22 protein-coding genes are annotated in these 23,545 nt (G+C 62.8%); 12 read left to right on the forward strand and 10 right to left on the reverse strand.

The window, feature by feature from the left end:
• Window positions 1–38: 38 nt before the first annotated feature.
• Entirely contained in the window at window positions 39–1,034 is a 996-nt protein-coding gene (locus tag DyAD56_RS04030; RefSeq protein WP_102301460.1) for an aldo/keto reductase, read from the forward strand.
• Window positions 1,035–1,300: 266 nt separating this feature from the next.
• Here DyAD56_RS04030 and DyAD56_RS04035 read toward each other — a convergent pair whose 3' ends face one another.
• Entirely contained in the window at window positions 1,301–2,386 is a 1,086-nt protein-coding gene (locus tag DyAD56_RS04035; protein WP_102301461.1) for an oxidoreductase, read from the reverse strand.
• Between the two features lie 138 nt (window positions 2,387–2,524).
• Here DyAD56_RS04035 and DyAD56_RS04040 point away from each other — a divergent pair, with 138 nt between their 5' ends.
• The 6 genes from DyAD56_RS04040 to DyAD56_RS04065 all read left to right on the forward strand — a co-directional run bounded on the left by DyAD56_RS04040 (window position 2,525) and on the right by DyAD56_RS04065 (window position 11,965).
• A complete protein-coding gene (locus DyAD56_RS04040; protein WP_102301462.1) occupies window positions 2,525–2,944 on the forward strand; it encodes a cupin domain-containing protein in 420 nt (139 codons plus the stop codon).
• A gap of 149 nt (window positions 2,945–3,093) precedes the next feature.
• A complete protein-coding gene (locus tag DyAD56_RS04045) occupies window positions 3,094–6,558 on the forward strand; it encodes an autotransporter outer membrane beta-barrel domain-containing protein (protein ID WP_102301463.1) in 3,465 nt (1,154 codons plus the stop codon).
• A 146-nt stretch (window positions 6,559–6,704) separates the two neighbouring features.
• Window positions 6,705–9,014: a TonB-dependent receptor gene (locus tag DyAD56_RS04050; RefSeq protein ID WP_102301464.1), complete on the forward strand. Its 2,310-nt coding sequence runs from the start codon at window positions 6,705–6,707 to the stop codon at window positions 9,012–9,014.
• A 19-nt stretch (window positions 9,015–9,033) separates the two neighbouring features.
• A complete protein-coding gene (locus tag DyAD56_RS04055; RefSeq protein ID WP_102301465.1) occupies window positions 9,034–9,747 on the forward strand; it encodes a phosphatase PAP2 family protein in 714 nt (237 codons plus the stop codon).
• A 164-nt stretch (window positions 9,748–9,911) separates the two neighbouring features.
• Complete coding sequence (locus DyAD56_RS04060; RefSeq protein WP_102301466.1) at window positions 9,912–10,577, forward strand: response regulator; 666 nt, start codon at window positions 9,912–9,914, stop codon at window positions 10,575–10,577.
• Window positions 10,574–11,965 carry an ATP-binding protein gene (locus DyAD56_RS04065; RefSeq protein ID WP_199178874.1) on the forward strand — a complete coding sequence of 464 codons (1,392 nt, stop codon included), beginning with the start codon at window positions 10,574–10,576 and terminating at the stop codon, window positions 11,963–11,965. Before DyAD56_RS04060 ends, DyAD56_RS04065 begins: the two co-directional genes overlap by 4 nt.
• Before the next feature lie 16 nt (window positions 11,966–11,981).
• On the opposite strand, the gene DyAD56_RS04070 is transcribed toward DyAD56_RS04065, so the two are convergent.
• The 3 genes from DyAD56_RS04070 to DyAD56_RS04080 are packed head-to-tail and all read right to left on the reverse strand — an operon-like array spanning window position 11,982 to window position 14,622.
• Window positions 11,982–13,301 carry a HAMP domain-containing sensor histidine kinase gene (locus DyAD56_RS04070; RefSeq protein WP_102301467.1) on the reverse strand — a complete coding sequence of 440 codons (1,320 nt, stop codon included), beginning with the start codon at window positions 13,299–13,301 and terminating at the stop codon, window positions 11,982–11,984.
• Window positions 13,298–14,038 (reverse strand): response regulator, encoded by a 741-nt coding sequence (locus tag DyAD56_RS04075; protein ID WP_102301468.1) that lies wholly within the window; start codon window positions 14,036–14,038, stop codon window positions 13,298–13,300. Before DyAD56_RS04075 ends, DyAD56_RS04070 begins: the two co-directional genes overlap by 4 nt.
• Window positions 14,039–14,079: 41 nt before the next feature.
• A complete protein-coding gene (locus DyAD56_RS04080) occupies window positions 14,080–14,622 on the reverse strand; it encodes a redoxin domain-containing protein (RefSeq protein ID WP_102301469.1) in 543 nt (180 codons plus the stop codon).
• Window positions 14,623–14,919: 297 nt separating this feature from the next.
• Between DyAD56_RS04080 and DyAD56_RS04085 the strand changes: the two genes are divergently transcribed.
• Both DyAD56_RS04085 and DyAD56_RS04090 read left to right on the forward strand, forming a co-directional pair.
• Window positions 14,920–15,333: an organic hydroperoxide resistance protein gene (locus DyAD56_RS04085; RefSeq protein ID WP_102301470.1), complete on the forward strand. Its 414-nt coding sequence runs from the start codon at window positions 14,920–14,922 to the stop codon at window positions 15,331–15,333.
• A gap of 27 nt (window positions 15,334–15,360) precedes the next feature.
• Window positions 15,361–15,636, forward strand: coding sequence for a hypothetical protein (locus DyAD56_RS04090; protein WP_102301471.1), 276 nt, complete (start codon window positions 15,361–15,363; stop codon window positions 15,634–15,636).
• A gap of 90 nt (window positions 15,637–15,726) precedes the next feature.
• Here the strand turns inward: DyAD56_RS04090 and DyAD56_RS04095 are convergent, their stop codons facing one another.
• The 5 genes from DyAD56_RS04095 to DyAD56_RS04115 form a co-directional block, all read right to left on the reverse strand.
• Window positions 15,727–16,230, reverse strand: coding sequence for a hypothetical protein (locus DyAD56_RS04095; protein WP_102301472.1), 504 nt, complete (start codon window positions 16,228–16,230; stop codon window positions 15,727–15,729).
• A gap of 45 nt (window positions 16,231–16,275) precedes the next feature.
• Window positions 16,276–17,202 (reverse strand): M14 family metallocarboxypeptidase, encoded by a 927-nt coding sequence (locus tag DyAD56_RS04100; RefSeq protein ID WP_102301473.1) that lies wholly within the window; start codon window positions 17,200–17,202, stop codon window positions 16,276–16,278.
• Between the two features lie 56 nt (window positions 17,203–17,258).
• The gene (locus DyAD56_RS04105) at window positions 17,259–18,263 is read right to left on the reverse strand and encodes a hypothetical protein (RefSeq protein WP_102301474.1); all 1,005 of its coding nucleotides are present in this window, start codon (window positions 18,261–18,263) and stop codon (window positions 17,259–17,261) included.
• Between the two features lie 196 nt (window positions 18,264–18,459).
• Entirely contained in the window at window positions 18,460–19,062 is a 603-nt protein-coding gene (locus DyAD56_RS04110) for a cytochrome c oxidase assembly factor Coa1 family protein (protein WP_102301475.1), read from the reverse strand.
• A gap of 166 nt (window positions 19,063–19,228) precedes the next feature.
• A complete protein-coding gene (locus DyAD56_RS04115; protein ID WP_102301545.1) occupies window positions 19,229–20,287 on the reverse strand; it encodes a DUF5694 domain-containing protein in 1,059 nt (352 codons plus the stop codon).
• Between the two features lie 263 nt (window positions 20,288–20,550).
• Between DyAD56_RS04115 and DyAD56_RS04120 the strand changes: the two genes are divergently transcribed.
• The gene (locus DyAD56_RS04120; RefSeq protein ID WP_233202274.1) at window positions 20,551–20,898 is read left to right on the forward strand and encodes a gamma-glutamylcyclotransferase family protein; all 348 of its coding nucleotides are present in this window, start codon (window positions 20,551–20,553) and stop codon (window positions 20,896–20,898) included.
• 33 nt (window positions 20,899–20,931) lie between these two features.
• Here DyAD56_RS04120 and DyAD56_RS04125 read toward each other — a convergent pair whose 3' ends face one another.
• Window positions 20,932–21,825 carry a LysR family transcriptional regulator gene (locus tag DyAD56_RS04125; protein WP_102301476.1) on the reverse strand — a complete coding sequence of 298 codons (894 nt, stop codon included), beginning with the start codon at window positions 21,823–21,825 and terminating at the stop codon, window positions 20,932–20,934.
• A gap of 103 nt (window positions 21,826–21,928) precedes the next feature.
• On the opposite strand from DyAD56_RS04125, the gene DyAD56_RS04130 reads away from it, so the two are divergent.
• Window positions 21,929–23,122: an MFS transporter gene (locus DyAD56_RS04130; protein ID WP_233202275.1), complete on the forward strand. Its 1,194-nt coding sequence runs from the start codon at window positions 21,929–21,931 to the stop codon at window positions 23,120–23,122.
• Window positions 23,109–23,504: a hypothetical protein gene (locus tag DyAD56_RS04135; protein WP_102301477.1), complete on the forward strand. Its 396-nt coding sequence runs from the start codon at window positions 23,109–23,111 to the stop codon at window positions 23,502–23,504. The genes DyAD56_RS04130 and DyAD56_RS04135 overlap by 14 nt, the downstream gene beginning before the upstream one ends.
• Window positions 23,505–23,545 lie beyond the last annotated feature (41 nt).

Below are 23,545 nucleotides of genomic sequence, written 5' to 3' on the forward strand. Positions count from 1 at the left end.
GTCATCGGTTTCTTCCCCCCGCACTAAGGACTCTCCCCATGCATATGCGACAGCTCGGCAAGAATGGTCCCTCCGTCTCCGTCCTCGGCCTGGGTTGCATGGGCATGAGCGAGTTCTACGGCAGCGACCGGGACGACGCCGAATCCATTGCCACCATTCACCACGCATTGGAGCGCGGCTTCAACTTCCTCGACACCGCCGATGTGTATGGCCCGCACACCAACGAAGTGCTGGTGGGCAAGGCCATCCGCGATCGCCGCGACCAGGCATTTCTTGCCACCAAGTTCGGCATCGTGCGCGATCCTAACGACCCCTCCGTGCGCGGCGTGAGCGGCAGCCCGGAGTATGTGCGGGCCTCCTGCGACGCCAGCCTCAAGCGCCTCGGCCTGGATCACATCGACCTGTACTACCAGCATCGCGTGGACACCACCGTGCCCATCGAAGAAACCGTGGGCGCAATGGCGGAGCTGGTGAAGGCCGGCAAGGTGCGTTACCTCGGCTTATCCGAAGCATCGGGCGCCACGCTCGAACGCGCAGCCAAGGTGCATCCCATCGCTGCGCTGCAGGTGGAGTTCTCGCTGTGGACCCGCGACCCGCAGGAGAACGGCATGGTCGAGTCTTCCGCAAAAACGGGCACCAGCATCGTGGCCTACTCACCGCTGGGCCGCGGTTTCCTCACTGGCGCATTCCAGAGCCCGGACGATTTCGAGGCCGATGACTACCGCCGCCAGAGCCCGCGCTTCCAGGGTGACAACTTCTACCGCAACCTGGAATTGGTGGAAAAAGTGAAGGCCATCGCCGCCGACAAGGGCTGCACGCCGGCGCAACTCGCACTGGCCTGGGTACTGGCGCAGGGCAGCAACATGTTTGCTATCCCGGGCACCCGCCGCATCGGGCGATTGGACGAAAATCTCGCTGCAGTGGACCTCACGCTGAGCCCGGAAGAGCTGAAGACGATCGACGCCGTGTTCCCGCCCGACGCCGCTGCCGGTGCGCGCTACGCGGGCCCGATGATGCAAGCAGTGAACCGATAATGCGGTCGCCGTGGACTGCCTGACACGAGACAATCTGCTCGCCTACTAGCCATGTAGGAATTCGCTTACATTTTTGCGCCAATCACTCAGGCAATCTATGTCTACCGGCGTTCCCACGGACTCCGGTACCCCAGGGTCGGTCGCCCCCCTAGAACCGACCCACGAGGCCCCCGAAAGGGGGCCTTTTTTTATGCCTGATGTTTTTCATGCCGGATGGATAGATGTCCATTCCCCGCGTCTTCACGCCGTCGTGACATCGTGGGCAATCAGCGATGGGCGGCAGATGCCCAGGCATCGCGTTCCGCCGCGCTCAGCGCCAGCTCAACTGCATGCCCTTCGGCAGCGGACGCTATGGCAGCCTCGATCACCGCCATCACGGTGATCGCCTGTTGCGGCGTCACCGGGTTGTCGCCCTGCCCGAGTACGGCGTCGCGGAAGGCGGCGTAGTAGCGGCTCTGGTCGCCCCTTGGCGAAGGCACGCGCTCGACGTTGCCGCTACCGTCGTAGAGCAGCAGATCGTCGGGATCGACACCCCAATCCGCGTCGCCCGGCCGCATGCCAGCAAGCAGCTGGGTTTCCTGAGGATCGATCATCGACTTCACCGCACTGCCCAGTGTGCCGTGCACGACAAAGCGCGGGCTGCCGCCGGCCACCAACATGCTGGCGTGCAGAATCACGCGCCGTTGGCCGTACTCGAGCACTACGTGCGCCCAGTCGGTGACCGTACCGCCCTCACGCTGCACCGCCAGGCTGGCCCATACGCGATCCGGCAAGCCGAACAGGCACAACGCCTGATCCACCAAATGCGGCCCAAGGTCGTACCACAGGCCACTGCCAGCACCCGGCTGCTCGCGCCAGCGCACGCGCACTTGCGGGCGGAAGCGGTCGATATGCGATTCGAGATGAGTCACCTCGCCCAGGCGCCCTTCCGTGATCAGTTGCCGTATGCCCAGGAAATCGGCATCCCAGCGCCGGTTTTGAAACACCGACAGCACCCGCCCCTCCCGCTCCGCGATGGCGGCCAACTCGCGCGCCTCCACCAGATCGAGCGCAAAGGGCTTGTCGACTACCACGTGCTTGCCCGCTTCCAGCGCCGCACGCGCCAGCGGTGCGTGTGTGTCATTGGGCGACGCGATCACCACTACGTCCAATTGAGGATCGGCCAGCGCCACGTCCGCGCTCGCGACCACGTCGACATCAGGCAGATCCGCGTGCACCTTCGTGGCGTCGCGCGAGACGACCGTGCTTAGCGCAAGGCCGGGCACGCTGCGTATCAGCGGCGCGTGGAAGGTCTTGCCGGCAAAGCCGTAACCGATCAATGCGACACGCAGCGGAGTGGTGGAAGTGCTCATGGAGAAAGCCAGAGTGGACCTGAAACCACGCATGATAGGCCAAGCGCCCAGATACCCGGCCCGAAAGCGGCTTCGCACGACCGTGACGCCCGTGCGTGCAGCATCCGCATCCAGTCCGTCTGCATCGAGGAAGCCGCCATGTCGATCCGCTCACTGGTGATCGCTGCACTGCTTGCTGGCACGGGAATCGGCGCCACCGCGCTGGCACAGGACGCGCCGGCTGCCGCCACACCCCAACCTAAGCGGACCATCCTCGACCAGCATGAGCAAAGCGGCGTGCCGGGCACGGAGATCGTCCTTGGTACCGCGGAGATTCCCGCGGGCGGCGTGGTGGGCTGGCACGTCCACGATGGCGACGAATCGGGTTACGTGCTCAAGGGCAATCTAGTGCTCAAGACGCGCGGTAAGCCGGATCAGGTGCTCAAGGCTGGCGATCACTTCTTCAACCCGCGTGGCGCCGTGCACAGTCTGGCCGCCGCGCCCGGCAGCGAGGGCGGCGTGGCGCTTTCCACGTGGATCATCGACAAGGGCAAGCCGCTTGCCGAGCCGGTGAAGTAGTCGGCAGTAACGTTCTCCGGGCGGCTTGGGGGCTGCCTTGTACAAGCTGTTTCACGGTTGGGTCACCGAAGCGATGGTAGTCAACGACGCCGTTGAGCGTCGCTTTTCGGGACTTGATCATGAATCGACATGCGCAACAACGACGGGAAATGCGAGCGAACTCCCTCACGCAGGGCACTTCGCGATCTGCATCGACCTTTCCACGACCACGATGGCTGGTTGCCTGCCTGTTGGCCACGCTCGCACCCTCTGCGTTCGCCAACTGCGTGCTGCAACCCAGTGGCACCACCGTCATCTGCGATACCAACGCGCCCAACCCCTTCACCAGCAGCATCAATGCGACCGTGGTTGGAACAGGCTCGCTCACCATTCCCTTGAATGGCGCCACGGTAGCCGTGAACGCTGGCTCGGGCCTGTCCACCACCGGCGCGGCTATCCAGGTCGCCAACAACAGCACCGTAACCGTAGGCAAGGGCGGATCGATCACCACCACCTTCATCAACGCCTACGGCATGTGGGCAGGCGACCCCAGCAATGCATCGAGCACCACCGTCGGCTACGGCAACACGCTGGAGAACGACGGCACCATCCGCACCAATGGCAGCAATTCCGTAGGCATGTTCGCCCGCACAGGCAACCGCACCGCCGGCAATACACTGATCAATCGCGGACAGATCGACACGTACGGCTCGATCTCCGGCACCAGCACGCGCGCATCGTCGGCGGGCATCCGCTCGGAAAGCGTGGTGGCCAGCACCATTCTCAACTACGGCAACGTCGCTGCGCACGGCGCCTACGCCACCATTGGCACGGGCACCACCATGGCCATCGCCGGCAACGGCGTGGAGATGGCCGGCCCCGGCACCTTCACTAACGAAGCCGGCGCCAGCGTCACCAGTGACAACGCCTACGGCTTCTACGGAAACGGCCCCAACGCCAACGGCATCAGCGTGACCAACGCGGGCACACTCAGCGGCCATCTCGGTGCCGTGTTGTTTGGGCCGGGACAATCCAACAACACCGTGATGCTCGAAGCCGGCTCCACTACCACCGGCTCCATCGACGCGGGCTCGGGCGGCAGCAACAACACGCTAGTGTTCGACGGCTTCACGTCCACGGCGTTCGCCAATGCGATTCCCAACTGGCAGTTGGTCGCCTTGCGCAACAGCGCCAACGTCACGCTGTCGGCACCTAGCTACACACTCACCAACCTCTCGCTCAATGCGGGCACCACCGCCACCTTCAACGGCCCCGCGCTAACCATCAGTGGACAGATCACCGACAACGGCTCGCTGGTATTCACCAGTGCAAGCAACCTGAGCGTTGCCGCACCCATCCGGGGCAGCGGCTCGGTGACACAGTCCGGCAGCGGCACACTGGTGCTGGCGGGTGCGGGCTCCTATACGGGCCCGACCACCGTCGCCAGCGGCACACTGCAAGCGGGCGCCGCCAACGTGCTCTCGCCATCCAGCGCGTTCACCGTGAATAGCGGCGCCACGCTGGATCTGGGCAACGCCAACCAGACCATCGGCAGCCTGGCCGGCGCAGGTGCCGTGACGTTTGAAGCGGGAACACTCAACACCGGCGGGCTCGGCACATCCACGTCATTCAGTGGTGTTGCGTCCGGCAGCGGTGCGCTGGTGAAGACAGGTGCAGGCACCATGACATTGACCGGCACCAACACGTACACCGGTGGAACGGTGATCGCCAATGGCGCCCTGCAACTTGGCGACGGCGGCACCACGGGCAGCATCACGGGCAACGTGCAGAACGGCGGCACGCTGATCTTCGACCGCTCCGACACCGTGACCTTCAACAACCTCATCAGCGACTGGACGAATACCACACCGGACCCGTCCGGTTCCGTGCAACAAAACGGCACCGGCACCACCATCCTCACCGCCACGAACAGCTACAGCGGCACCACGCAAGTCAACGCTGGCACGCTGATCGTGGGTAGTGCGCCCAACAGCACGGCCGCCCTGGCCGGCGGTGGCGCAGTGACGGTGGCGAGCGGCGCGACGTTCGGCGGCTATGGCAACACCGCCGGTGACGTGAACAACAGCGGCACCATCGCCGTGGCCGATGCGCTGTCGCTGTTCCAGGGCGGCAGCAAGGGCAGCTTCACCATCGGTGGCACATTGACCAACAACAACCTGATCCAGCTCGCCGGTACGGGCGTGGGCAATACGCTATCTGTCCACAGCCTAGTGGGTCAGGGCAGTTCGCAGGTAGCCATGAACACGGTGCTAGGTGGTGACGGCTCCCCTACGGACTTGCTGGTAATCAACGGCGGCAGCGCCAGCGGACAAACCGTGCTCAACGTCACCAACGTGGGTGGCCTGGGTGCGGCGACCACCGGCAACGGCATACAGGTGGTGGCGGCCAACACGCCCGCGACGTCCACGTCCGGCGCTTTCGTGCTGGGCACGTCGCTGAAAGCGGGGCCGTATCAATACGCCTTGTTTGAAGGTGCGCGCGACAACACCTCGGCCTATTCCTGGTACTTACGCTCGGAGAATCCCAACCCGCCACTACCGCCGTCGGAGATCACCGGAACCGTGGCGCCTCCGCCACCGGTGGTGACGCCGGGTGAGCCAACTCCGCCGCCAGTCGAACCCTATGTGCCGTACTACCGCAGCGAAGTTTCGCTATACGCCGCGTTGCCTTCCATGGCACTCAACTACGGCAAGGCGCTGATCGGCACGCTGCACGATCGCGTTGGCGAAGAAGAACAATTGCGCGACCTGTCCGACGATGGCTTCGGCGCCAGCGGCGTGTGGGCCCGTGTGGTCGGGCAGGACGGTGAATGGGATGCGAAACCCGGTGGCATCTATCGCGACGGCCCCTCGTTTGACGACAACATGATCGCCGTACAAGCCGGGTTAGACCTCTATCGCACAGAACGAACCGATGGCGGACGCGACTTCGCCGGTGTGTTGGCATCGGTAGGCCACGGCCACGGCGGCGTTAGCAACTACGACAACACCTCAGCGGGCAACAATCGCTTTGATTCATATTCGGTCGGCGGCTACTGGACGCACTTTGGCGCCAACGGCTGGTATCTCGATGGCGTGTTGCAGGGCACGTGGTACGACGCGACATCCACGTCCAACCAACAAGAGAACCTCACTACCCACGGCTTCGGTACAGCCCTGTCGGCGGAAGGCGGGTATCCGTTCGCGTTCGGCAACGGCTGGTCACTGGAACCGCAGAGCCAACTGATCTATCAGTCGCTGCATCTGGCCAACGCCTACGATTCCGCCGCCAGCGTGCAGTTTCGTGATAGCGACTCACTGGCCGGACGCATCGGCGGCCGCGCATCCCGCACCTGGCAATGGAGCCAGAAGTACACACCCGACCTGCTCACCGGATGGTTCTTCGCCAACCTCTGGCATGAGTTCAAGTCGGATGCGGTCACGGCGTTTTCATCGCAGGATGGCAATGTGCCGTTCCATTCCGATCTCGGCGGAAGCTGGTGGGAGCTCGGTGTCGGCGGAAGCGCCGTTCTGCACAAAGGTGCAACGCTCTACGCCACCGTCAGCTATGACAAGGGCTTCGGCGACGGTGTCAAGGCGCTCAATGGCAGCATGGGCATGCGCTGGAACTGGTAGCCGCCCCTACTCGTTCCGAGACCATGGAAAAGGAACGTCTAAGACGGCGCTAAGTGATTCGTCGCCCCACATCACCCGGCTGAAACATAACTGTCAAATCGTAAATTCACGCTAGTGCGCTGAATCCAGCCACTGCCGATACCACCATGCCCAACGTCCTAAGCCGGCGCCATCAGGCGTCGCACCCCCTCTTGCGCCCGATTTCCAGCGCGATCGCCCTGGCCCTGATCGCCGGCCTGTCGCTGGCCATGCCCGTGCATGCCGCCGATACCGATCCAGCCACCACGGATGCCAGCACAGACGCATCGACGTCCAAAGCCAATGCCAACGCGCTGAAGGCGCCGAAGGAGCTGGAAGAGGTCGAAGTGCGCGGCACTGCTGCGCAGTCCGCCATCACCCAGGCACCGACGCAGGCCGATCTGAACATCACGCAGCCCCAGTCGATTATTGGCCTGGACTGGATCAGCAACCACGTTGCGCCGACCGCCGATTACGCCACCATTGCCGCGATTTCGCCGGGCGTCACCAACGTGAGCACTGCGGGCCCCGGCTTGGGCGAGTCCAAGCAGATGACGCTGCGCGGCTTCAACGACAACCAGTACAACGTGACGTACGACGGCATTCCGTTCGGCGACACCAACGACTTCAGTCACCACACCAGCAGCTATTTCCCGGCCAAGATGCTCGGCCAGATCGTGGTGGACCGCGGCCCCGGCAGCGCCAGCACCATCGGCGAAGCGACGTTTGGCGGCACCGTGGGGCTGAGCTCGAAGGACCCGACCGACTCGTTCTCGTTCATCCCCACGCAAAGCTTTGGCAGCTACGACACCTCGCTCACGCACCTGGAAGTGAACTCCGGCAAGCTCGATGATCTCGGCGGTGGCAAGTTCATCGCCAGCGCGCAGTACATCAGCACCGACACCGCCAAGACGGACGGCGACATGTCGCGCAAGACGGGCTACATCAAGTACGTGCAGCCGATCGGCGACAGCACCGAGATCACCTTCCTCAGCAACTACAACTACATCCGCTTCAACAATCCCAACCTCAGCTCGTTGACGCTGCAGCAGATCACGCAGCTGGGCAGCAATTTTGGCCTGAACAACGACCGCACCAGCGTCAACTGCGCCTGCTACAACTACCAGACCAAGCAGACGGACCTGGAATACATCGGCGTCCACAGCCTGCTGTCGGAAACCTGGTCGCTGGACAACAAGGTCTACACCTACGCCTACGACAACACCAGCCACGAAAGCCCGTACGTGGGCACCAAGGCATCGCCGACCAACATGGGCGGCTACATCAAGATCAATAACTACCGCGCCTGGGGTGACGTGCTGCAGTTGGTGCATGCGGACGACCACGGCCAGTTCCGCACGGGTGGTTGGTACGAGTACACCGACAATAACCGCAGCAGCATCGCCATCGACTACGGCCGCGACGGCGCCGTGGATGTGAAGCCGGGCGCGTCGACCTTCGGCACGTTCAACAGCAAGGGCGTGTACAGCGGTCCGTACAAGTACATCATGACGGACCAGCTCCACACCGGTCAGCTCTATGCCGAGTACGAGTGGTACGCCTATGACGGCCTGAGCATCACCCCGGGTGTGAAGTACTTCGATGTGAGTCGCGACATCGAAGCACCGATCAACCAGACCACCAAGACGCCGCTGTTCTATAAGCAGAGCTGGGACAAGACGCTGGGTTACCTCACGGCTAACTACACGTTCAACCAGGAATGGAGCGTCTACGCACAGGCGGCGCAGGGCTTCCTGACGCCCAACCTCAACCAGTTCTACGTGCCGAACCCGACGGCGAACAACACGCATCCCACGCAGACGATGAACTACCAGTTCGGCACGGTCTACAAGACCGAGCGTTTCAACGCTGACGCCGACGTGTATTTCATCAACTACAAGAACTACCAGTTCTCCACCACGGTGCCGGGTACCACCGATCCGGTCTACTACCTGGCGAAGGGCGCGTACATCAAGGGCATTGAAGGCGAGGCCACGTACTACGTGGGCGCGGGTGCCAGCGTGTTCGCCAACGGCTCGCTGCAGGATGCCTATTTCAAGGGCTCCAGCCTGGACATGCCCAATGTGCCGAATCGCACCGCCGCGCTCGGCGTGATGTACGAGAACCAGGGCTTCTTCGCATCGCTGTACGACAAGTACACCGGCAGTCAGAAGGCCTACAACTCCAGCTTTAGTCCGGACGTCGCGTCCTCGGTGAGCTCCACCATCAGCACCGGCGGTTACTGGCAGGCGGCGATGAGCATTGGTTACGGCCAGAACCTGAGCGGCTCGGTAATCAAGAGCTACAAGGTGCGCCTGCAGGTGGACAACCTGTTCGACGCACACAACCTGGTGATCAACTCGGTGAGCAGCAACGTGGGTTCGTACTACGTGCTGCCGGGCCGTAGCTGGTTCGCTTCGGTTTCGCTGGCACTGTGACGGACGGGGCGACGATTTGATGTTCAAGCACACGTTCCTCACCCTGCTCCTGCTCGCACCGTCGCTGGCCGCCGCCAGCGACGGTCACGCCAAGACCTACCTCAGCGACGCGCAAGTCAGCGCTGTGATGGCTGCCCTGCCCGCGCCAAGCGCGCCGGGCAGCGCGGAAGACAAGGCCGACTACGCCGCCACCGACCGCGCTTTTGCGGAGCGTTCGGCAGCGGATTTCGCCCAGGCCAAGCAGGAAGAAAAGTTCAACGCGTTCGACTTCGCCCCGCTGATCGGCCCCGGCTTCCAGGCAGACAAGCTCCCTCGCGTGGCTGCGCTGTTCAAGGAAGCGGAAGAAGAAACCAAGGAAGCGGTGGACCTTTCCAAGAACCACTGGAAGCGCCCGCGCCCCTGCCCGCCCGCCTCGGACTGCGCAAGCAACCCGGAGAAGGCAGCGAAGAAGAGTTTCGGCTATCCCAGCGGCCATTCCAGTAAGGCCACGGTGGACGCGATCCTGCTGGCCCAGCTGTTCCCGCAGGATGCCGACGCCCTGATGCAGCACGCCCGCGACATCGGCTGGCGTCGCGTAGTGAAGGGCGTGCACACGCTGCAGGATATTTATGCGGGACGCGGGTTTGGCACGGCACTCGCCACCGACATGCTCGCCTCGCCCACCTTGCAACACGATCTGGCGGCAGCTCGCGAAGAATTGCGGGCAGCCGGTTTGGCTCCGAAGACGCCGTAGGCCCTTGAGGATCCTTGATCCTCGCCCCTTCCCTTAGCTTCGATGGAGCACGTGCCCACGGATGGGCCCTTTTTTTCCCGGGACGGTAACAAAACTGCAAGACAATCAAAGGCAGGCCCCGGGAATGTCCCGTGGCCTGCTGTTTTCGTTGGAAGGGGCGCGCGGTGCATATCATCCTGGTGGAAGACGATCTGGAACTTGGTGCGGCTATCCAGCGCGCGATGGAGCGCCTGTCGTACACGGTCACGTGGCTCACCGACGGCACCGAAGCCATCGCCACCATGCAGACCAAGACGGCCGACCTCGTATTGCTCGACCTGGGCCTGCCAGGCAAGGACGGGCTCGACATCCTCACCGAGGCCCGCAGTAGTGGCGTTACCACGCCCGTGCTTATCCTCACTGCGCGAGATGCAGTACAAGCGCGCGTACACGGTCTTGACGCCGGTGCCGACGACTACCTCACCAAACCGTTCCATCTCGATGAACTGGGCGCGCGCATCCGCTCGCTCACGCGCCGCATGCAGGGGCTGTCCGCCAACCGCATCGAAGCCGGCGCACTGTGCCTGGATCTGGGTACGCTGGAAGTCACCTTCCACGGCAACAAGGTGGATGTCACGCGGCGCGAACTGTCGCTACTGCAAGCCTTGATGGAACGTGCGGGTCGCGTCGTGCGTCGCGACATGTTGGAAAGCTCACTCTACGGCGGCGAGAAAGTCGTCACCGACGGTGCCATCGACGTGCTGGTGCATTCGTTGCGCCGCAAGCTGAGTTTCGACGCCATCCAGAACGTACGCGCATTCGGCTACATGATCCCGCGGGACGCCCGGTGAAGCCCAACAGTCTGCGCGGGCGCCTGCGCTGGATGATCATCGCGCTACTGGTGCTGTTCCTGCTGCCGCTGGCGTTCTACAGCTTTTACCGCACCAGCGACGAAATGGCCGTGTTGTCCGACGCGCGCCTTGCCGAGGCAGCGCACACCGTGGCTGCGCTGATCCGCCAGTCTGGCCTGCAGACGTTTGCCAACCGCGACGGCATCATCGTTCCCGTGCAGAAGAAAAGCGTACTGGCCGCGCAGGGTGAAGTCGCCACGCATGAATCGGAAGTGGGCTTCCAGGTGTTCGATCGCCAGGGCAAGCTTGTGCTTGGCACACTCAACCTGATGACGCTGCCCGCCACACCGGATGATCGCTCGGCGTACCACGATCTGAAGAAACAGCATCACGTGTGGCGCGTGTTCAACTACGTTGATCCCAACAGCCAATACGTTATCCGCACGGGCGATCGTTACGACAGCCGCGAAAACATCGTGCATACGCTGTGGATCGACCACGGGTTGCCGTTCCTGCTCGGCCTGCCTGTGCTCGCTCTGCTGGTCGGTTGGGCGGTGGGTCGCGGCTTGCGCCCGCTCGCCAGCCTCACCACTGCCCTGTCCGAACGCGAACCGGGCAGCCGCGAGCGCATCGCGTTGCCCGATGCGCCGCGCGAACTGCGCCCGGTGCTAAACGCGCTCAACGAGCAGCTTGCACGGCAGGAAGATGCACTCGAACGCGAGCGGCGCTTCAGCGCCGACGTGGCACACGAGCTACGCACGCCGTTGGCCTCCATCCAGCTGAACCTGGAAAGCGCGATGGAAACCGTCGACCCCGACGAGGTTCACGACAGTCTGGCGGGTGCGCACAACAGCGTCGCCATACTCAGTCGTCGCGTAGAGCAGTTGCTGGCGTTGGCCAAGCTCGAAGCGGGTGCAGCTTCCGCGCAATTCGAGCCGGTGAATCTCGTCGAGGTCGCGGACGACGTGGTGAAAGAACTCGCGCCCGTTATCCAGCGTCGTGGCGTGGAACTGGGGTTTGCGCAACAGGACGGCCACGTGCTGGTGCAGGGCTACGCGCCTGCGCTCGTCGCCCTGCTGCGCAACCTGTTGGAAAACTCATTGCGCTACGTGCCCGCGGGTGGCCACATCCAACTGGCTGTGGCGCAAAGCCGTCAGGAAGCCACGCTGGAAGTGATCGACAACGGGCCGGGTATCCCCGCCGAACGCCGGCGCGATGTGTTTGCCCGTTTTCATCGCGAGAACGGCAGCCGGGGCGAAGGCTATGGCCTGGGCCTTTCCATCGTCGCCCGCGCCGCCAGCCTGCACCGCGCCTCCATCGAACTGCTGGACTCGCCGCAGGGCCGTGGGCTGCGTGTGCGAGTATCGATTCCTCTGCTGTCCACCTGAAGCGGCACGCGCAGCTTCAGGGCAACGTGATCACCGCCTGCAGTCCACCACCATCGCGGTTGGCCAGTTGCAAATGGCCGCCGATGGAAGCGATCAACTGCGCACCGATCGCGAGCCCCAGGCCGGAGCCGCCGGTATCGCGATTTCGCGAGGATTCGAGACGGTAGAAAGGTTGCAACACCTGTTCGAGCTCGTCCTCCGGAATGCCAGGGCCGCGATCGGACACGGTGATGGTGAACGCATCCGGCGCAGCACGATGCAAGGCGACTTCCGCCGAACCGCCGTATTTGATGGCGTTGTCGATCAGGTTGACCAGTACGCGGCGCAATGCCTGCGGCCGGACGGTGGCGGTGATGGCGATGGTGTTCGCCATGTTCACGGACTGGCCGACGTCCTGGTAATCGAATACCAGACTCTCCAGGAAGGCGCCGACATCCATCTTCATCGGCTTCTCGGCATCACCATGTGCGCTGCGCGCGTACGCCACACCCTCTTTCACGAGGTGCTGCAGTTCGTGCAGATCGTCGATGATGCGCTGCTGCTCCGGCGACTCATCCAGCGCCTCGACGCGCAAGCGCATACGTGTGATCGGCGTCTGCAGATCATGGGAAATGGCGGCGAGGATATGCAGGCGTTCCTTCACGTGCAGAGCGATGCGGTCCTGCATGGTGTTGAAAGCCTTAGCTGCGCGTGCCACTTCGGCAGGTCCGTCCAGCGGGATACGCGGCCCGTTCGCAGTCGGCCTCATCGCATCGGCAGCCTCGGCCAATGTCGTGAGTGGACGCGTCGCCAGCCGCACCGCCAGCCAGGTGCACACCAGCAGCAGGATCACCTGCAAGGTGAACACAAAGGGCAGCCACGCCGCCAGCGGCTTCATGTGCGGGGTGATCTGTAGCGTGAGCGGTGTGCCGTCGTGCAGGGTGAAGTGAACCTGGTAGCGCTCCGGCGACATCGAGATGGTGTTGCCGTAGACGCGGTAGTCCGGCCCGACCTCCCTGGCGATCAAGGCAAGCGCATCGCGCGAACGTTGTGTGGTAAGGCGGTCACCCGGCTCACCGGGGCCGAGGATGTAGAAATAGTTGTCGCGCGTCAGCCGATTGAGCCAACGCGACCGTTCGGCCGCGGGCAGGCGATCAAGCACGGCGACCGAGGTACCCACGTCGTGCTCCAGCGTGTTGAACATCACCGCCGTCGCGCTCTGCATACGCTCGAAGTACAGCAGACCGAACGACAAGCCCTGCGCCAGCATCAACCCGGCAAAAAGAATCAGGTACAGCCGCGATGCCATGCTGCGCGGCCACCAGCGCCGGCTGATCACTGGCGAATCCGTGCTCACGATGCATCACCGTTGAGGATCACCGGCATCGAGAACACATAGCCTTCGCTGCGTACGGTCTTGATGTAGGTCTGCTCGCGCGCGCCGTCCTGCAGGCGCTGGCGTAGGCGGCTCACCATCAAGTCGATGGAGCGGTCGAACAGCTCCGCATCCCGGCCCTGCGTAAGGTTGAGCAATTGATCGCGCGACAGCACGCGCTGCGGATGATCAAGGAATACGCGTAACAGGCGGAACTCTGCACCACTCAACGAGACCACGGTGCCATCGTCATCCAGCAGATGGCGTGCGGTGGTATCCAACCTCCACCGACCGAACGCAATAACATCGCTGCTCTCGGTGATGCGCAGGTTTGGCGGCAGCATGCGCGTGCGGCGGATCACCGCCTTAATGCGCGCCAGCAGCTCGCGCGGCGAGAACGGTTTGGTGACGTAGTCGTCCGCGCCCATTTCCAGGCCGATGATGCGGTCCGTCTCGTCGTCGCGTGCGGTGAGCAGCACCACCGGCACGTGCTTGTGCTTGCCACTACGCAGCGTACGGCACAGCACCAGGCCATCGTCACCCGGCATCATGATGTCCAGCACCACCAGATCGAACGCGGACGTATCCAACTGCGCAAACATCTCACGGCCGTCGGCGGCCGCAGTGGCACGCAGGCCGTTCTTGCGCAGGTAGTCCGCGATGCCCGTGCGGATGCCGTGATCGTCATCGACGACGAGGATATGGTCGATGTGTTCCATGCAATCTCCATTGGCCCGGTGGGGCGACATGCCGTTTGCGCTTACGCTTTGCCCAATAGCTGGCGGACCCGCGCCTCCATCTGATCGTAGTCGCCTTCGCCGACATGGCGATAGACCACGCGGCCATCTCGGTCGATCAGGTAGATGGCCGGCCAGTAGCGGTTGCCGTAGGCGTTCCAGATCCGGTTGTCATTATCCATCGCCACCGGGTAGCGGATACCCAGCGTTCGGATCGCTTGCCGCAGGCTGGTCACATCCCGCTCTTCGTCGTACTCAGGCGTGTGGATACCGACCACCACCAGCCCGTCGCCCGCATAGCTGTCGTACAGCGCCTTGGTGTGCGGCAGCACATGCAAGCAGTTGATGCATTCACGCGTCCAAAATTCCACCAGCACTACTTTGCCGCGCAAAGCCGACATAGATAGCGGTGGTGAATTGAGCCATTGGGTCGCCCCTGCAAAGTCGGGTGCTGTTGCATCGGGCGTTGGGGTTTCGGCGCTGGCGATGTTCCAGGTACCCGGTAACGCGATGAACAGGGCTGCACTGAAGACCGCTACGGCGAGGGCAAGACGAAGGAATTTCATTGTGGGTATCTCCATGGCGGGTGGCCAGGTGGGGCCGCCGACGTATGCATTGGAACAACCCTGTTTGTATCGGGCGTGTCCCCGCACCCGGCTTTTTGTATCACTTTGTATCCGCGCCCCGTAGCCGTCCAGAGCCGCGTGCGCCCGATATGTATCTGAATGTATCGGCTCGCCATCTCGACATGTTTCGATGCCTTTTGGCGCCGAACGGGACACATCTGCGATACGCCGCCACGGTCTCCTAGCCACACCGGCTGATCCACAGCCATGTCACCCCCATCTCAGGAGATCCACCCCATGAACGCACGCACCATTCTCTATACCGGCAAGACCGTGACCACCGGCGGCCGCGAGGGCCAGTCGCACAGCAGCGACGGACAACTCGACATCAAACTTTCGCTACCCGGCTCCAACCTGCCCGGCACTAATCCGGAACAGTTGTTCGGCGCCGGCTGGTCCGCCTGCTTCACCGGTGCCATGCGTCATGCGGCCCGTACGCGAAAGATCGATATGCCCGCCGACACCTCTGTCTCCGCCGAAGTGGACCTGGGCCAAGGCCCGGACGGCTATTTCCTGCAGGCCCGCCTCGCCGTCTCGCTGCCCGGCCTCGACCGTGACACAGCCCGTTGGCTGATCGATACCGCGCACCAGACCTGCCCCTACTCCAAGGCGACGCGCGGAAACATCGACGTCGTGATCTCACTGGTCTGACCCAGCCGCCTGCCTGAGGAATTCACCATGAAACGCACACCTGCAAACCTCGTCGCCGCCTTGGCGCTGGCCCTGTCGTTGTTCACCGTTGGCAGCCATGCCGAAGAGGCGATCAAGCCAGTGGATGGCTATCGCGATGCCGCAGTCGCCACACAGCTCCCGGCGCCAGCGCGCGAAGACAAACAGCTCACGGCACCCGGCAGCCAGATCAATGGCCGATCGGACTGGGACGTCGACTACCCGTCGCAACTCGCGCCGCAAGCGCTGCACGTGCCGGACAGCGCAGCCTCAAGGAAATCGTAATGACGCCACACTGATGTGCGGTAGGCATCGTAAATCACCGGTCCGCAAGCAACTCAAGATTCTTGCGGATTCGACCCAAGGTTGTGCCCGTTAGCGATACGTCGCGAGCTCGTCGAGCAACCGCGCCTGCAAAACGGAATCCAACTGGAAGAATCCGCGCGGGGAAAGCACCCGGTGGTTGGGGTTCGCCTGGTAGGAATCCGCAACGACCTCCCCCTGCTTGACCTCGAACCCGCCCACGATGTCTTCCGGGGGCACGGGGCCCTCGGGCGTGGGAGTTCGCCCGTCGATGACGTACACCCAGCCATCCGCCTGACTTCTCGCTGCCGCGATGAGGTTCGGCACGGATGGACCGTGCTTGCGGATCACATCGTGCATGAACTCGACGAAGACACGGTTGCGTGCAAAGTTGTCAGGCGCAAACAGATCGTCGGTGCGCTGGGCATCCAGCAACTGACCGACGATCTGCTGACTGACAAGCCCTTGCCTGCCTGCGTCTTCTGGCGCCGCCAAGGTCACGTAGGACACCTTGCCATCCGGCGTGGCGACCTCGCAGATGCTGATGGGAAGCGTAGATGGCGTGTTGTTGGTCATGGTGTCCAGGCGTCGCGGTGGGTGCGCTCTCTCATGGCGCGTCGTTCAGGCGGGACGATGTGCCAGCGCATAGTCGATGGCCGAACACACCGCGGCTACCTGGGCGTCGTTGCACTGTTGCGGCGTGGCGCGCGGGCTGTCGGGATACACCTCGGTGGTCGTCGCGTAGTGCGCATTGGTAATGCCCGCGCACAGACCCCACTCCTTCACTGGATACTTGATCACGCCCGGCAACAGCAGCGGCGCACCGATGATCTCGCCGCGTGCGTCGGCATCTGCGATGTGTGTCACTTTGGCCACCGCCACGATCACAGCCTGCTGAAAATCGGGCTGCGGGTTCTCGGCCTCGTCCACCAGATAGAACCCATCGGGAATTTCGCCCGGCTCGAACGGCTTGCCGTCGCGCGCGGCCAGCGCCGGACGAAACTCCGACTCGTCGGAGTCAGTGGTTTCATGCAGGTCGATATGCATCAACACGCGATCGCGCAGCGGCTCCAACAAATCGACCAGCGCCGCCGATTCACCTGCCGGGCTGTTCTTTCGGAAATTGCGATTAGGATCGAGTGCACCAGGGTTCCAGCGATTGATACGCTCATACGCCCACGGACTGACACAGGGCACCACCAGCAAGTTAGCGCGGCCGGCATAGTCGCGGCCATGCTGCTGCAGAAATTGCAGGGCGCCGTGCACACCACTGGTTTCGTAACCATGCACGCCGCCCGTCACCAACAGTACCGGCAGGTCGTCGCGCCAGTCGCGGCTGCGGACGGCCATCAGCGGATAGTGCTCGGGGCCATAGTTCAGCGTGCCGTACTCCGTCACGTCGAACAGCTCGCGCAGGTTCTCGACAACGCTGAGCACATCGGCCGCGTAGCTGCGGTGCTTGGTCTGTTTCGCAAGCCACTCCGCTCGTTCCGCCGCACCCCACGGCTGTCCGGGAGTACCGATGGGATAGAAAGCCGGGTTGCTCATGGTGAACTCGCGATGGCGGGAGGGACCTACTCTATCACCGTGCCAGACGCGACCCGTCAGCGCTTCTCAGTAGCGGCAGACCTTGCGGCCTGGCATCCCTGCGCGCAATCGAAATAGGCCACGCCCTTGGGGTAGTCGATGGTCATCACGAAATGCTGAAGAAGGTTGCCACCCACAGCGCCTTCCGGTGGCTTGTCCATCATCGATCCCATCATGTCGTGGAAATTGGCATCTGCGCGCTCAGTAAACCACAGCGGCCCCACCAGCCAACCGGCCAGCTCCACCGAGGGTACTTCGATCATGCGCGGTGCGGATCCCGAGAACAGCTTGTCTCCGTTCTCCAGCACATGCCATTCGGGATGCGACGCATGCCATCGCTCCAGCTGACTTGTGGTGATATAGCTGGTTACGCCAACACCGTTCACCGTCGACGTACCGGTCACATGCGCACCAGTGTCGCTGGGCATGGCAGTCGCACCCGTATCTAGAAGCATGTCCAACGGCTGGCCATCCACGCGAATCACTATGCGCGGAAAAGCTTTGATCCGTCGCCCGCCAGCATCTTGTTGAAAGCCTAGCGCCCCGGCATGAAGGCTCTCGGTGGGCAACCATTCTCCACGCTGAAGCAGTAATTTCTTCGCGGGGTAGTCGAACGTCCAGATGTGGCCATTGAGGTAATTCGACCCCAGGAGTCCGTCAGAGAAACTGATCGGATGCGCATCCTCAAACGCCACGGCACCCGCGCAGGCTCCGAGCGGTTGCGGAACCCCGCGTCCCTGCTTATAGATGGGAAGTTCTACCGTCGATATCGCGTCGCTACCGAACGCGCAGCGCGCCGACGGCAACCGCAACCGCAACCGTGATACCGCCCTCAGATTAAGCAGATACAAATTGCCGACACCGCCGCCTCCCGTATCCACTAGTAGCTTCAGTGGCTGTCCGGACGTGGTCTCCAGCATGACAAAGAAATGCCCTGCTTCGAAGACGGTGGGTATCTCTTGCCCCTTGGCGGGTGAAGCGACCAGGCCGATGGCGACGATCACACTCCATAGCAATGTCACGGCGACGTTCCTTTGTGGGTCTCTCGCAAGATCAAGGATGCACGAGGTGCATGTACACGACGCCGGTCGTCACCGATTCGGGTGTCATACATCCCTCGCCAATGGAAGAGAAAGCAACGACGCAATCTACGAGACCCGCCTTTACTCAACCCTGGTCTCGCGAGAGCGCGTGGTAAAGCAAGGTCTAGGACCTGTTTTACTGCGCAAGTTCGATACGCTGCTTCGTCGCCGCATCTTCGAACACGGCGTGTTCCACGCGCCACTGCCCCATGGCTTCCACGGCCTCGATATAGACCTCGCCTTTGCCTTTGGGACCTTCGGCGCTGAAGGAAAGATTGGCTTTGCCGTCGCCCCCCGTTACCTGGATGCCCCCCGTGGGGAAGCCCGTGGTTATCGGCGTGCCGAGCACCTCGGTCACCTGTTCGCTGCGTTGAAGTTCACTGACGGCAAGCTTGTAGGCATCGGAGCCCTTCATGGCCGACAAGATGCTCCAGAAGATTCCGCCGAACAGCAGCACGAAGAGCACGGGAATGATGATGCCCCACCTGGCCCACGTGCGTTGCGTCCGTCGAAAATCCTCCACGCTGTTCCAGCGCTTGTTCTGCCACGCCCATGCGCTTCCCTTGGCGCCCAACACAAAAAACATCGGGATATTGACCAAGGGAACGAATACGAGGAACGCGATGAAGGTGCCGTTGCCTATGCCCCAAATCCATGTGAGCAGAAAGGCGCCCCAGTTCCAGCGATCGACCTCGGGCGGAACAACGGCTCCGGCTCCGCCACCCGATGTGTTTTCCATGCGATCTCCCCAAGCAAGAAGTGACCGCCCCGCCTGAGGTGGACATGCTCATTGGCCCGACATCGCGGGCAACGCACACCATCCCTGGCATGAAGCGGCTCTACGGCGCTACGAGGTCACATCTTCCCCGCAGTCAACGTATTCTGCAAAGTGAAGATCAGCGAGCTTACTTGCCGTCGCTCAACAGGTGCTGCACGTCAACGATATCGACGCCTTGCATCTGACCCATCAGGCTATCGAGCCACGGCTTATGCGAAGCACCCACCACCACCAGGACGCGCGCCCCCGGCTGGTCGCCAAACGTCGTGCGGATATTGGCGGCCATCCGTAGATTGCGCCCCTCCCAGCCAGCCACGTACCGTTGCCCGTAGTGTTGCGGTGAGCGGTCGCGCAAGGCCGCGCCGAAATCGGTGTCCACCGTTATCTGCTGAAAGGCCTGCGAGTTGATAAAGCGGTAAAGCTCGAGTACGTCTCCTTTATGCTCCAGCTCGCCCTCACGGTCGCGCATGGTTTTGGCACGAGGCGCAGCGGCGTCCCAGGCGGCCTGTACGGCCTTGCCATAGGCGACCGGATCCCCTACGTCGATGTTGTCTCCCGTATGGTCGTCAATGGGATAGACGCGTGGCAGGCCAAGCCGCGCCGCCAGTCGGGCCGCGATTTGTGTACTCTCGTTCGGGCGGTCGCGAGCCTTCTGCAGCGACGCCACCAACTCGTCGTTGAGACCATCACCGGCTCGTCGCTCCGCCTCCGGCAACTGCAGCCACTGGACCATCGCGGATGTGGGATCACCGGCCGCAAGGAACACCGCGGCCAGATGGCGTCGCTGTGCCGGAGTCGGCGCAGCAGGCCACGCTTTGAGCAGACGCTGCGCCTCCCCGATGGCGGCAGGGATATCGAGCCCGGTCACGGCTTTTGCCTTGGATGTGTCCGGGCAGTAGTTGGCCACGTCGTCAGCGGCGTACACCGTTGGATGACGCTTCATGAGGTCGCAGGTTTCGCCGGAAAGACCTTCAATCGTGATGATGCCGGGCGCATAGGTCGCCAGCCGATCCAACAAGGGAGCGAGTTGGTCCTGAGTGATCGTTGCCCCTTTGGGTAACTGGCTCAGATGCACGCTACCCAGCACCAGCACCTGGCTACGCGGGCCGGCCATGCCCGAATCCACCGAGGTCAGATCGACCTTCGCGTGAACCAGCCCGGGCGCGGCCAAGGCCACGCACAACAGTCGAATCGCCATAGAGGGCTGCATGTCTTTCCTTTGAATGCCAACACCAAGGTTCGGCAGGCGACCGTAGATCGTTTGCCATTCAGGCCGTGCGCAGATCTCCCATGCACACCCCACCGCGTTGCCCAGTGATATCACTACCACCAGCGCGAAACGATGTGCGTAAGGTCATGGGTTCGCGGATCGTCCCGGACAAAATCTGTCAGCTACGCTGGATGCGGCGTAGCGTAAAATGCGGGACGTGGCTCGTAGGGAGAAGAAAGGTGTCAGCCGATTCACACGTACTGCTGTTCTCGTATGGGACGCTTCAACTTGAAAGTGTCCAGCTCGAATCCTTCGGACGTCTATTGGATGGAGACGAAGACGCCATGCCCGGCTATCGCCAGCAGATGGTCGAGGTCACCGATCCCGAGGTGCTTCGCAAGAGCGGCCAGAAATTTCATCCCATCGTTGCTCCGAGTGACAACCCTGTCGACGAAGTGTCTGGCAAAGTGTTCCGCGTCACCGACGCCGAGCTGGCTGCCGCTGACCGCTATGAAGTCTCGGATTACAAGCGTGTTGCCGTCCTGCTCAAATCAGGCAGACAGGCATGGGTCTATATCCAGGCGTGACGCTGCGTCGATCCGCCGTGACGCAGCGATCGTTCAAGCCTTGCCGCCGCTCTTGAGAAAATCAATGAAGGTGCGCACCGCACGTGACACGTGGCGGGTATTTGGATAGACGGCATACACGCCTTGTTCGGCAAAGCGATAGCGGCGAAGCACACGAACAAGGCTTCCATCGGCGAGCGAGGACTGCACCAGCCAATCGGGCAGGATCGCGGTGCCGTGCCCGGCGCGCGCAAACGCAAGCAAGGCGGCGGCGTGATCCGCGCTCACCGTCGATTCGGGCGGATCGCTCGCAAATGTCACCTCTCCGCCATCCTCGCCGCGCGCCACCTGATCCGGCAGACGCGGATAACCCACGCGCGGCAACGCAAGCACTTCATCGGGATCATCGAGTCGCTCCAGGCCATGACGCTCCAGTAGACGCGGCGCCGCGACCACGACAAGTTCGTGGTGCGACAGCAGCACGGCCCGGTGATCCGAATCGGGAAGCCGGCCCAGGCGTATCGCGAGATCGAACCGTTCCGGGATCAATGCCGCAGGCGCGGCCGTCGTGGACAGATGGACGTGCAGCGATGGATGGCGCGCCATGAACGCGCTGACCCAAGCAATAACGGCGTGCGCCGCATATTCGGGCGTCGTGGTAACGCGAAGCTGTCCACGAAGTGCCGCCTGATTTCCGCGCGCTTCGTCCACGGCGCGGCGCGCGGCGTCCAGGGTTTCCTCGCACCGCACGTAGAAGCGTTTTCCGGCATCCGTCAGCGTCAGGCCGCGTGTGTTGCGGGCAAGCAGAGTGACGCCCAGGCCTTCCTCAAGGCGCTTCAGGTTGAAGCTGACCACCGCGCGGCTGGTGCCCAGCGCTTTCGCTGCAGCGGACAAAGAGCCGGTGTCAACGATGGCCTTGAAGATGTCGAATCGTTCCAGGCTGATCATGGCGCAACCGTCAAACGGGGTTTGACACTGTAGCGAGCCGTTTAAGGCTGTGTCCACCGCGCGTACCCGACTACGCTGCCCGCCTGCTTACAGGAAGCATCCCGTGTTCCGGCGCCATCGAATCACCCTCGTCTATCTGTTCGGCTTTTCGCTCGATCTGGTCAACATGTTCGCGTCGAACGTGGCCATGCCTTCGATCGGTACCGACTTGCACACCTCGACCGGCACGCTTGCCTGGATCAGTGCGGCTTATACACTGGGCCTAACGCTCGCCATTCCCTGCGCCACACGATGGGCCAGTGCATGGGGCGAGCGCGCCACCCTGCTCGCCTCGCTTGGCGGGTTCGCCGTTGCGGCGCTGCTCGCGGGCATCGCGCCCAATGCACCGCTACTGGTGGTGTGTCGCCTGGCCCAGGGCCTGGCCGGAGGTCTGCTGATTCCGGTGGGACAAGCCTGGGCGTATCGATTGACACCCGTCAGCGAACGCGCGGCGCTCACCACACGCATCATGGCCATCGCTCTGTTCGTTCCTGCGCTTTCGCCCTGGGCTGGCGGACTGCTCACGCAATGGGTCTCGTGGCGCGCGTTGCTCGCGGCGAGCGCACCAGCGGCACTCGTTGTGTTCGCCCTTGCTGCATCCTGGCTTCCATCGGATCAGACTCGCTTGCCACGCGTACCGTTTCTGTCCAGTGTGCCGCGCCTGCTGCGCATCCCGACATTATGTCTTCCCATGCTGATTTACCTGCTGGTGCCTGGTGTATTTGTGGGCGTCAATCTCGTCGCGGCCATCGATCTGGCACGCCGTGGATTCGCCCCGACGGATGTCGGTGTGCTGATGCTTCCCTGGGCTATGGCGTCAGCGGTGGGCATTGGTTTGTCGCGCCGATGGTTTGCTCGGCAAGGTCCTCGCCGGTTGTTTTTCATCGGCATGGTCGCCCAGTCGTTGGGCATCGCCTGGTTGGCGACGGTGCGCGAAGGAGGCCACGCGTCGGCTGCGGTGGCCTATCTATGCATGGGCTTCGGCGGCAGCCTCTGCTCCAGTACGGCCCAGACGCTTGCCTTTCTGGACATTGCCGCTGATGACATGCTGCCAGCCAGCGCCGCGTGGAACTTGAATCGACAATGGGCCTTCTTCATCGGGCCGGTTGCGCTCGGTGGGCTCCTGGCTGTCACAGGGCATGCCACCATCACCTATGTCGTGGCCGCATGCCTGTCACTGGCGCCCATGATCTTCCTGCGACGCCCTATTCTCCACACCTCGCCACCACATCTGGAAACTGACCATGACCACGCTTGAACAAGCGTCTGCCGAAATCATTCTCCTGCACGAACAGATCGAAACCTGGTTTCGGGGAGATGCCCCGTCAGACGCGTTGAACGCGCTTGTCGGATGCTTCGCCAACGCCTTTCAGATGGTGACCATCCGCGGCGAACGATTGGAGCGCGACGATGTGCGCAGCCTCTTCGCGCGCCTGGGCGGGGCCCGACCGGGCATGGTCATCTCAATCGATCAGGTTGCAGTCATCGTTGAAGCGCCGATGGGCTGGCTGGTGACGTATCGCGAAACCCAGGTAGCGGCCGATGGCAGCTCGAACCAACGTCATTCGGCGGCGTGGTTGCAACCGACGAACCACGGCCGGCCGAACTGGCTTTTTCTGCAGGAGACGGCGATTCCGTAGAGCATCTGGATTGCCGAATCCCAAAGGGCATCATGCAACAC

It is taken from the genome of Dyella sp. AD56 (assembly GCF_002878475.1).
Taxonomy (GTDB): Bacteria; Pseudomonadota; Gammaproteobacteria; order Xanthomonadales; family Rhodanobacteraceae; genus Dyella.

Coding starts and splice junctions, on each gene's coding strand:
- DyAD56_RS04080 (WP_102301469.1), bottom strand. CDS start 14,622: ATGAAATTCCTTCGTCTTGCCCTCGCCGTAGCGGTCTTCAGTGCAGCC.
- DyAD56_RS04075 (WP_102301468.1), bottom strand. CDS start 14,038: ATGGAACACATCGACCATATCCTCGTCGTCGATGACGATCACGGCATC.
- DyAD56_RS04030 (WP_102301460.1), top strand. CDS start 39: ATGCATATGCGACAGCTCGGCAAGAATGGTCCCTCCGTCTCCGTCCTC.
- DyAD56_RS04085 (WP_102301470.1), top strand. CDS start 14,920: ATGAACGCACGCACCATTCTCTATACCGGCAAGACCGTGACCACCGGC.
- DyAD56_RS04035 (WP_102301461.1), bottom strand. CDS start 2,386: ATGAGCACTTCCACCACTCCGCTGCGTGTCGCATTGATCGGTTACGGC.
- DyAD56_RS04045 (WP_102301463.1), top strand. CDS start 3,094: ATGCGAGCGAACTCCCTCACGCAGGGCACTTCGCGATCTGCATCGACC.
- DyAD56_RS04055 (WP_102301465.1), top strand. CDS start 9,034: ATGTTCAAGCACACGTTCCTCACCCTGCTCCTGCTCGCACCGTCGCTG.
- DyAD56_RS04090 (WP_102301471.1), top strand. CDS start 15,361: ATGAAACGCACACCTGCAAACCTCGTCGCCGCCTTGGCGCTGGCCCTG.
- DyAD56_RS04040 (WP_102301462.1), top strand. CDS start 2,525: ATGTCGATCCGCTCACTGGTGATCGCTGCACTGCTTGCTGGCACGGGA.
- DyAD56_RS04050 (WP_102301464.1), top strand. CDS start 6,705: ATGCCCAACGTCCTAAGCCGGCGCCATCAGGCGTCGCACCCCCTCTTG.
- DyAD56_RS04135 (WP_102301477.1), top strand. CDS start 23,109: ATGACCACGCTTGAACAAGCGTCTGCCGAAATCATTCTCCTGCACGAA.
- DyAD56_RS04100 (WP_102301473.1), bottom strand. CDS start 17,202: ATGAGCAACCCGGCTTTCTATCCCATCGGTACTCCCGGACAGCCGTGG.
- DyAD56_RS04110 (WP_102301475.1), bottom strand. CDS start 19,062: ATGGAAAACACATCGGGTGGCGGAGCCGGAGCCGTTGTTCCGCCCGAG.
- DyAD56_RS04125 (WP_102301476.1), bottom strand. CDS start 21,825: ATGATCAGCCTGGAACGATTCGACATCTTCAAGGCCATCGTTGACACC.
- DyAD56_RS04095 (WP_102301472.1), bottom strand. CDS start 16,230: ATGACCAACAACACGCCATCTACGCTTCCCATCAGCATCTGCGAGGTC.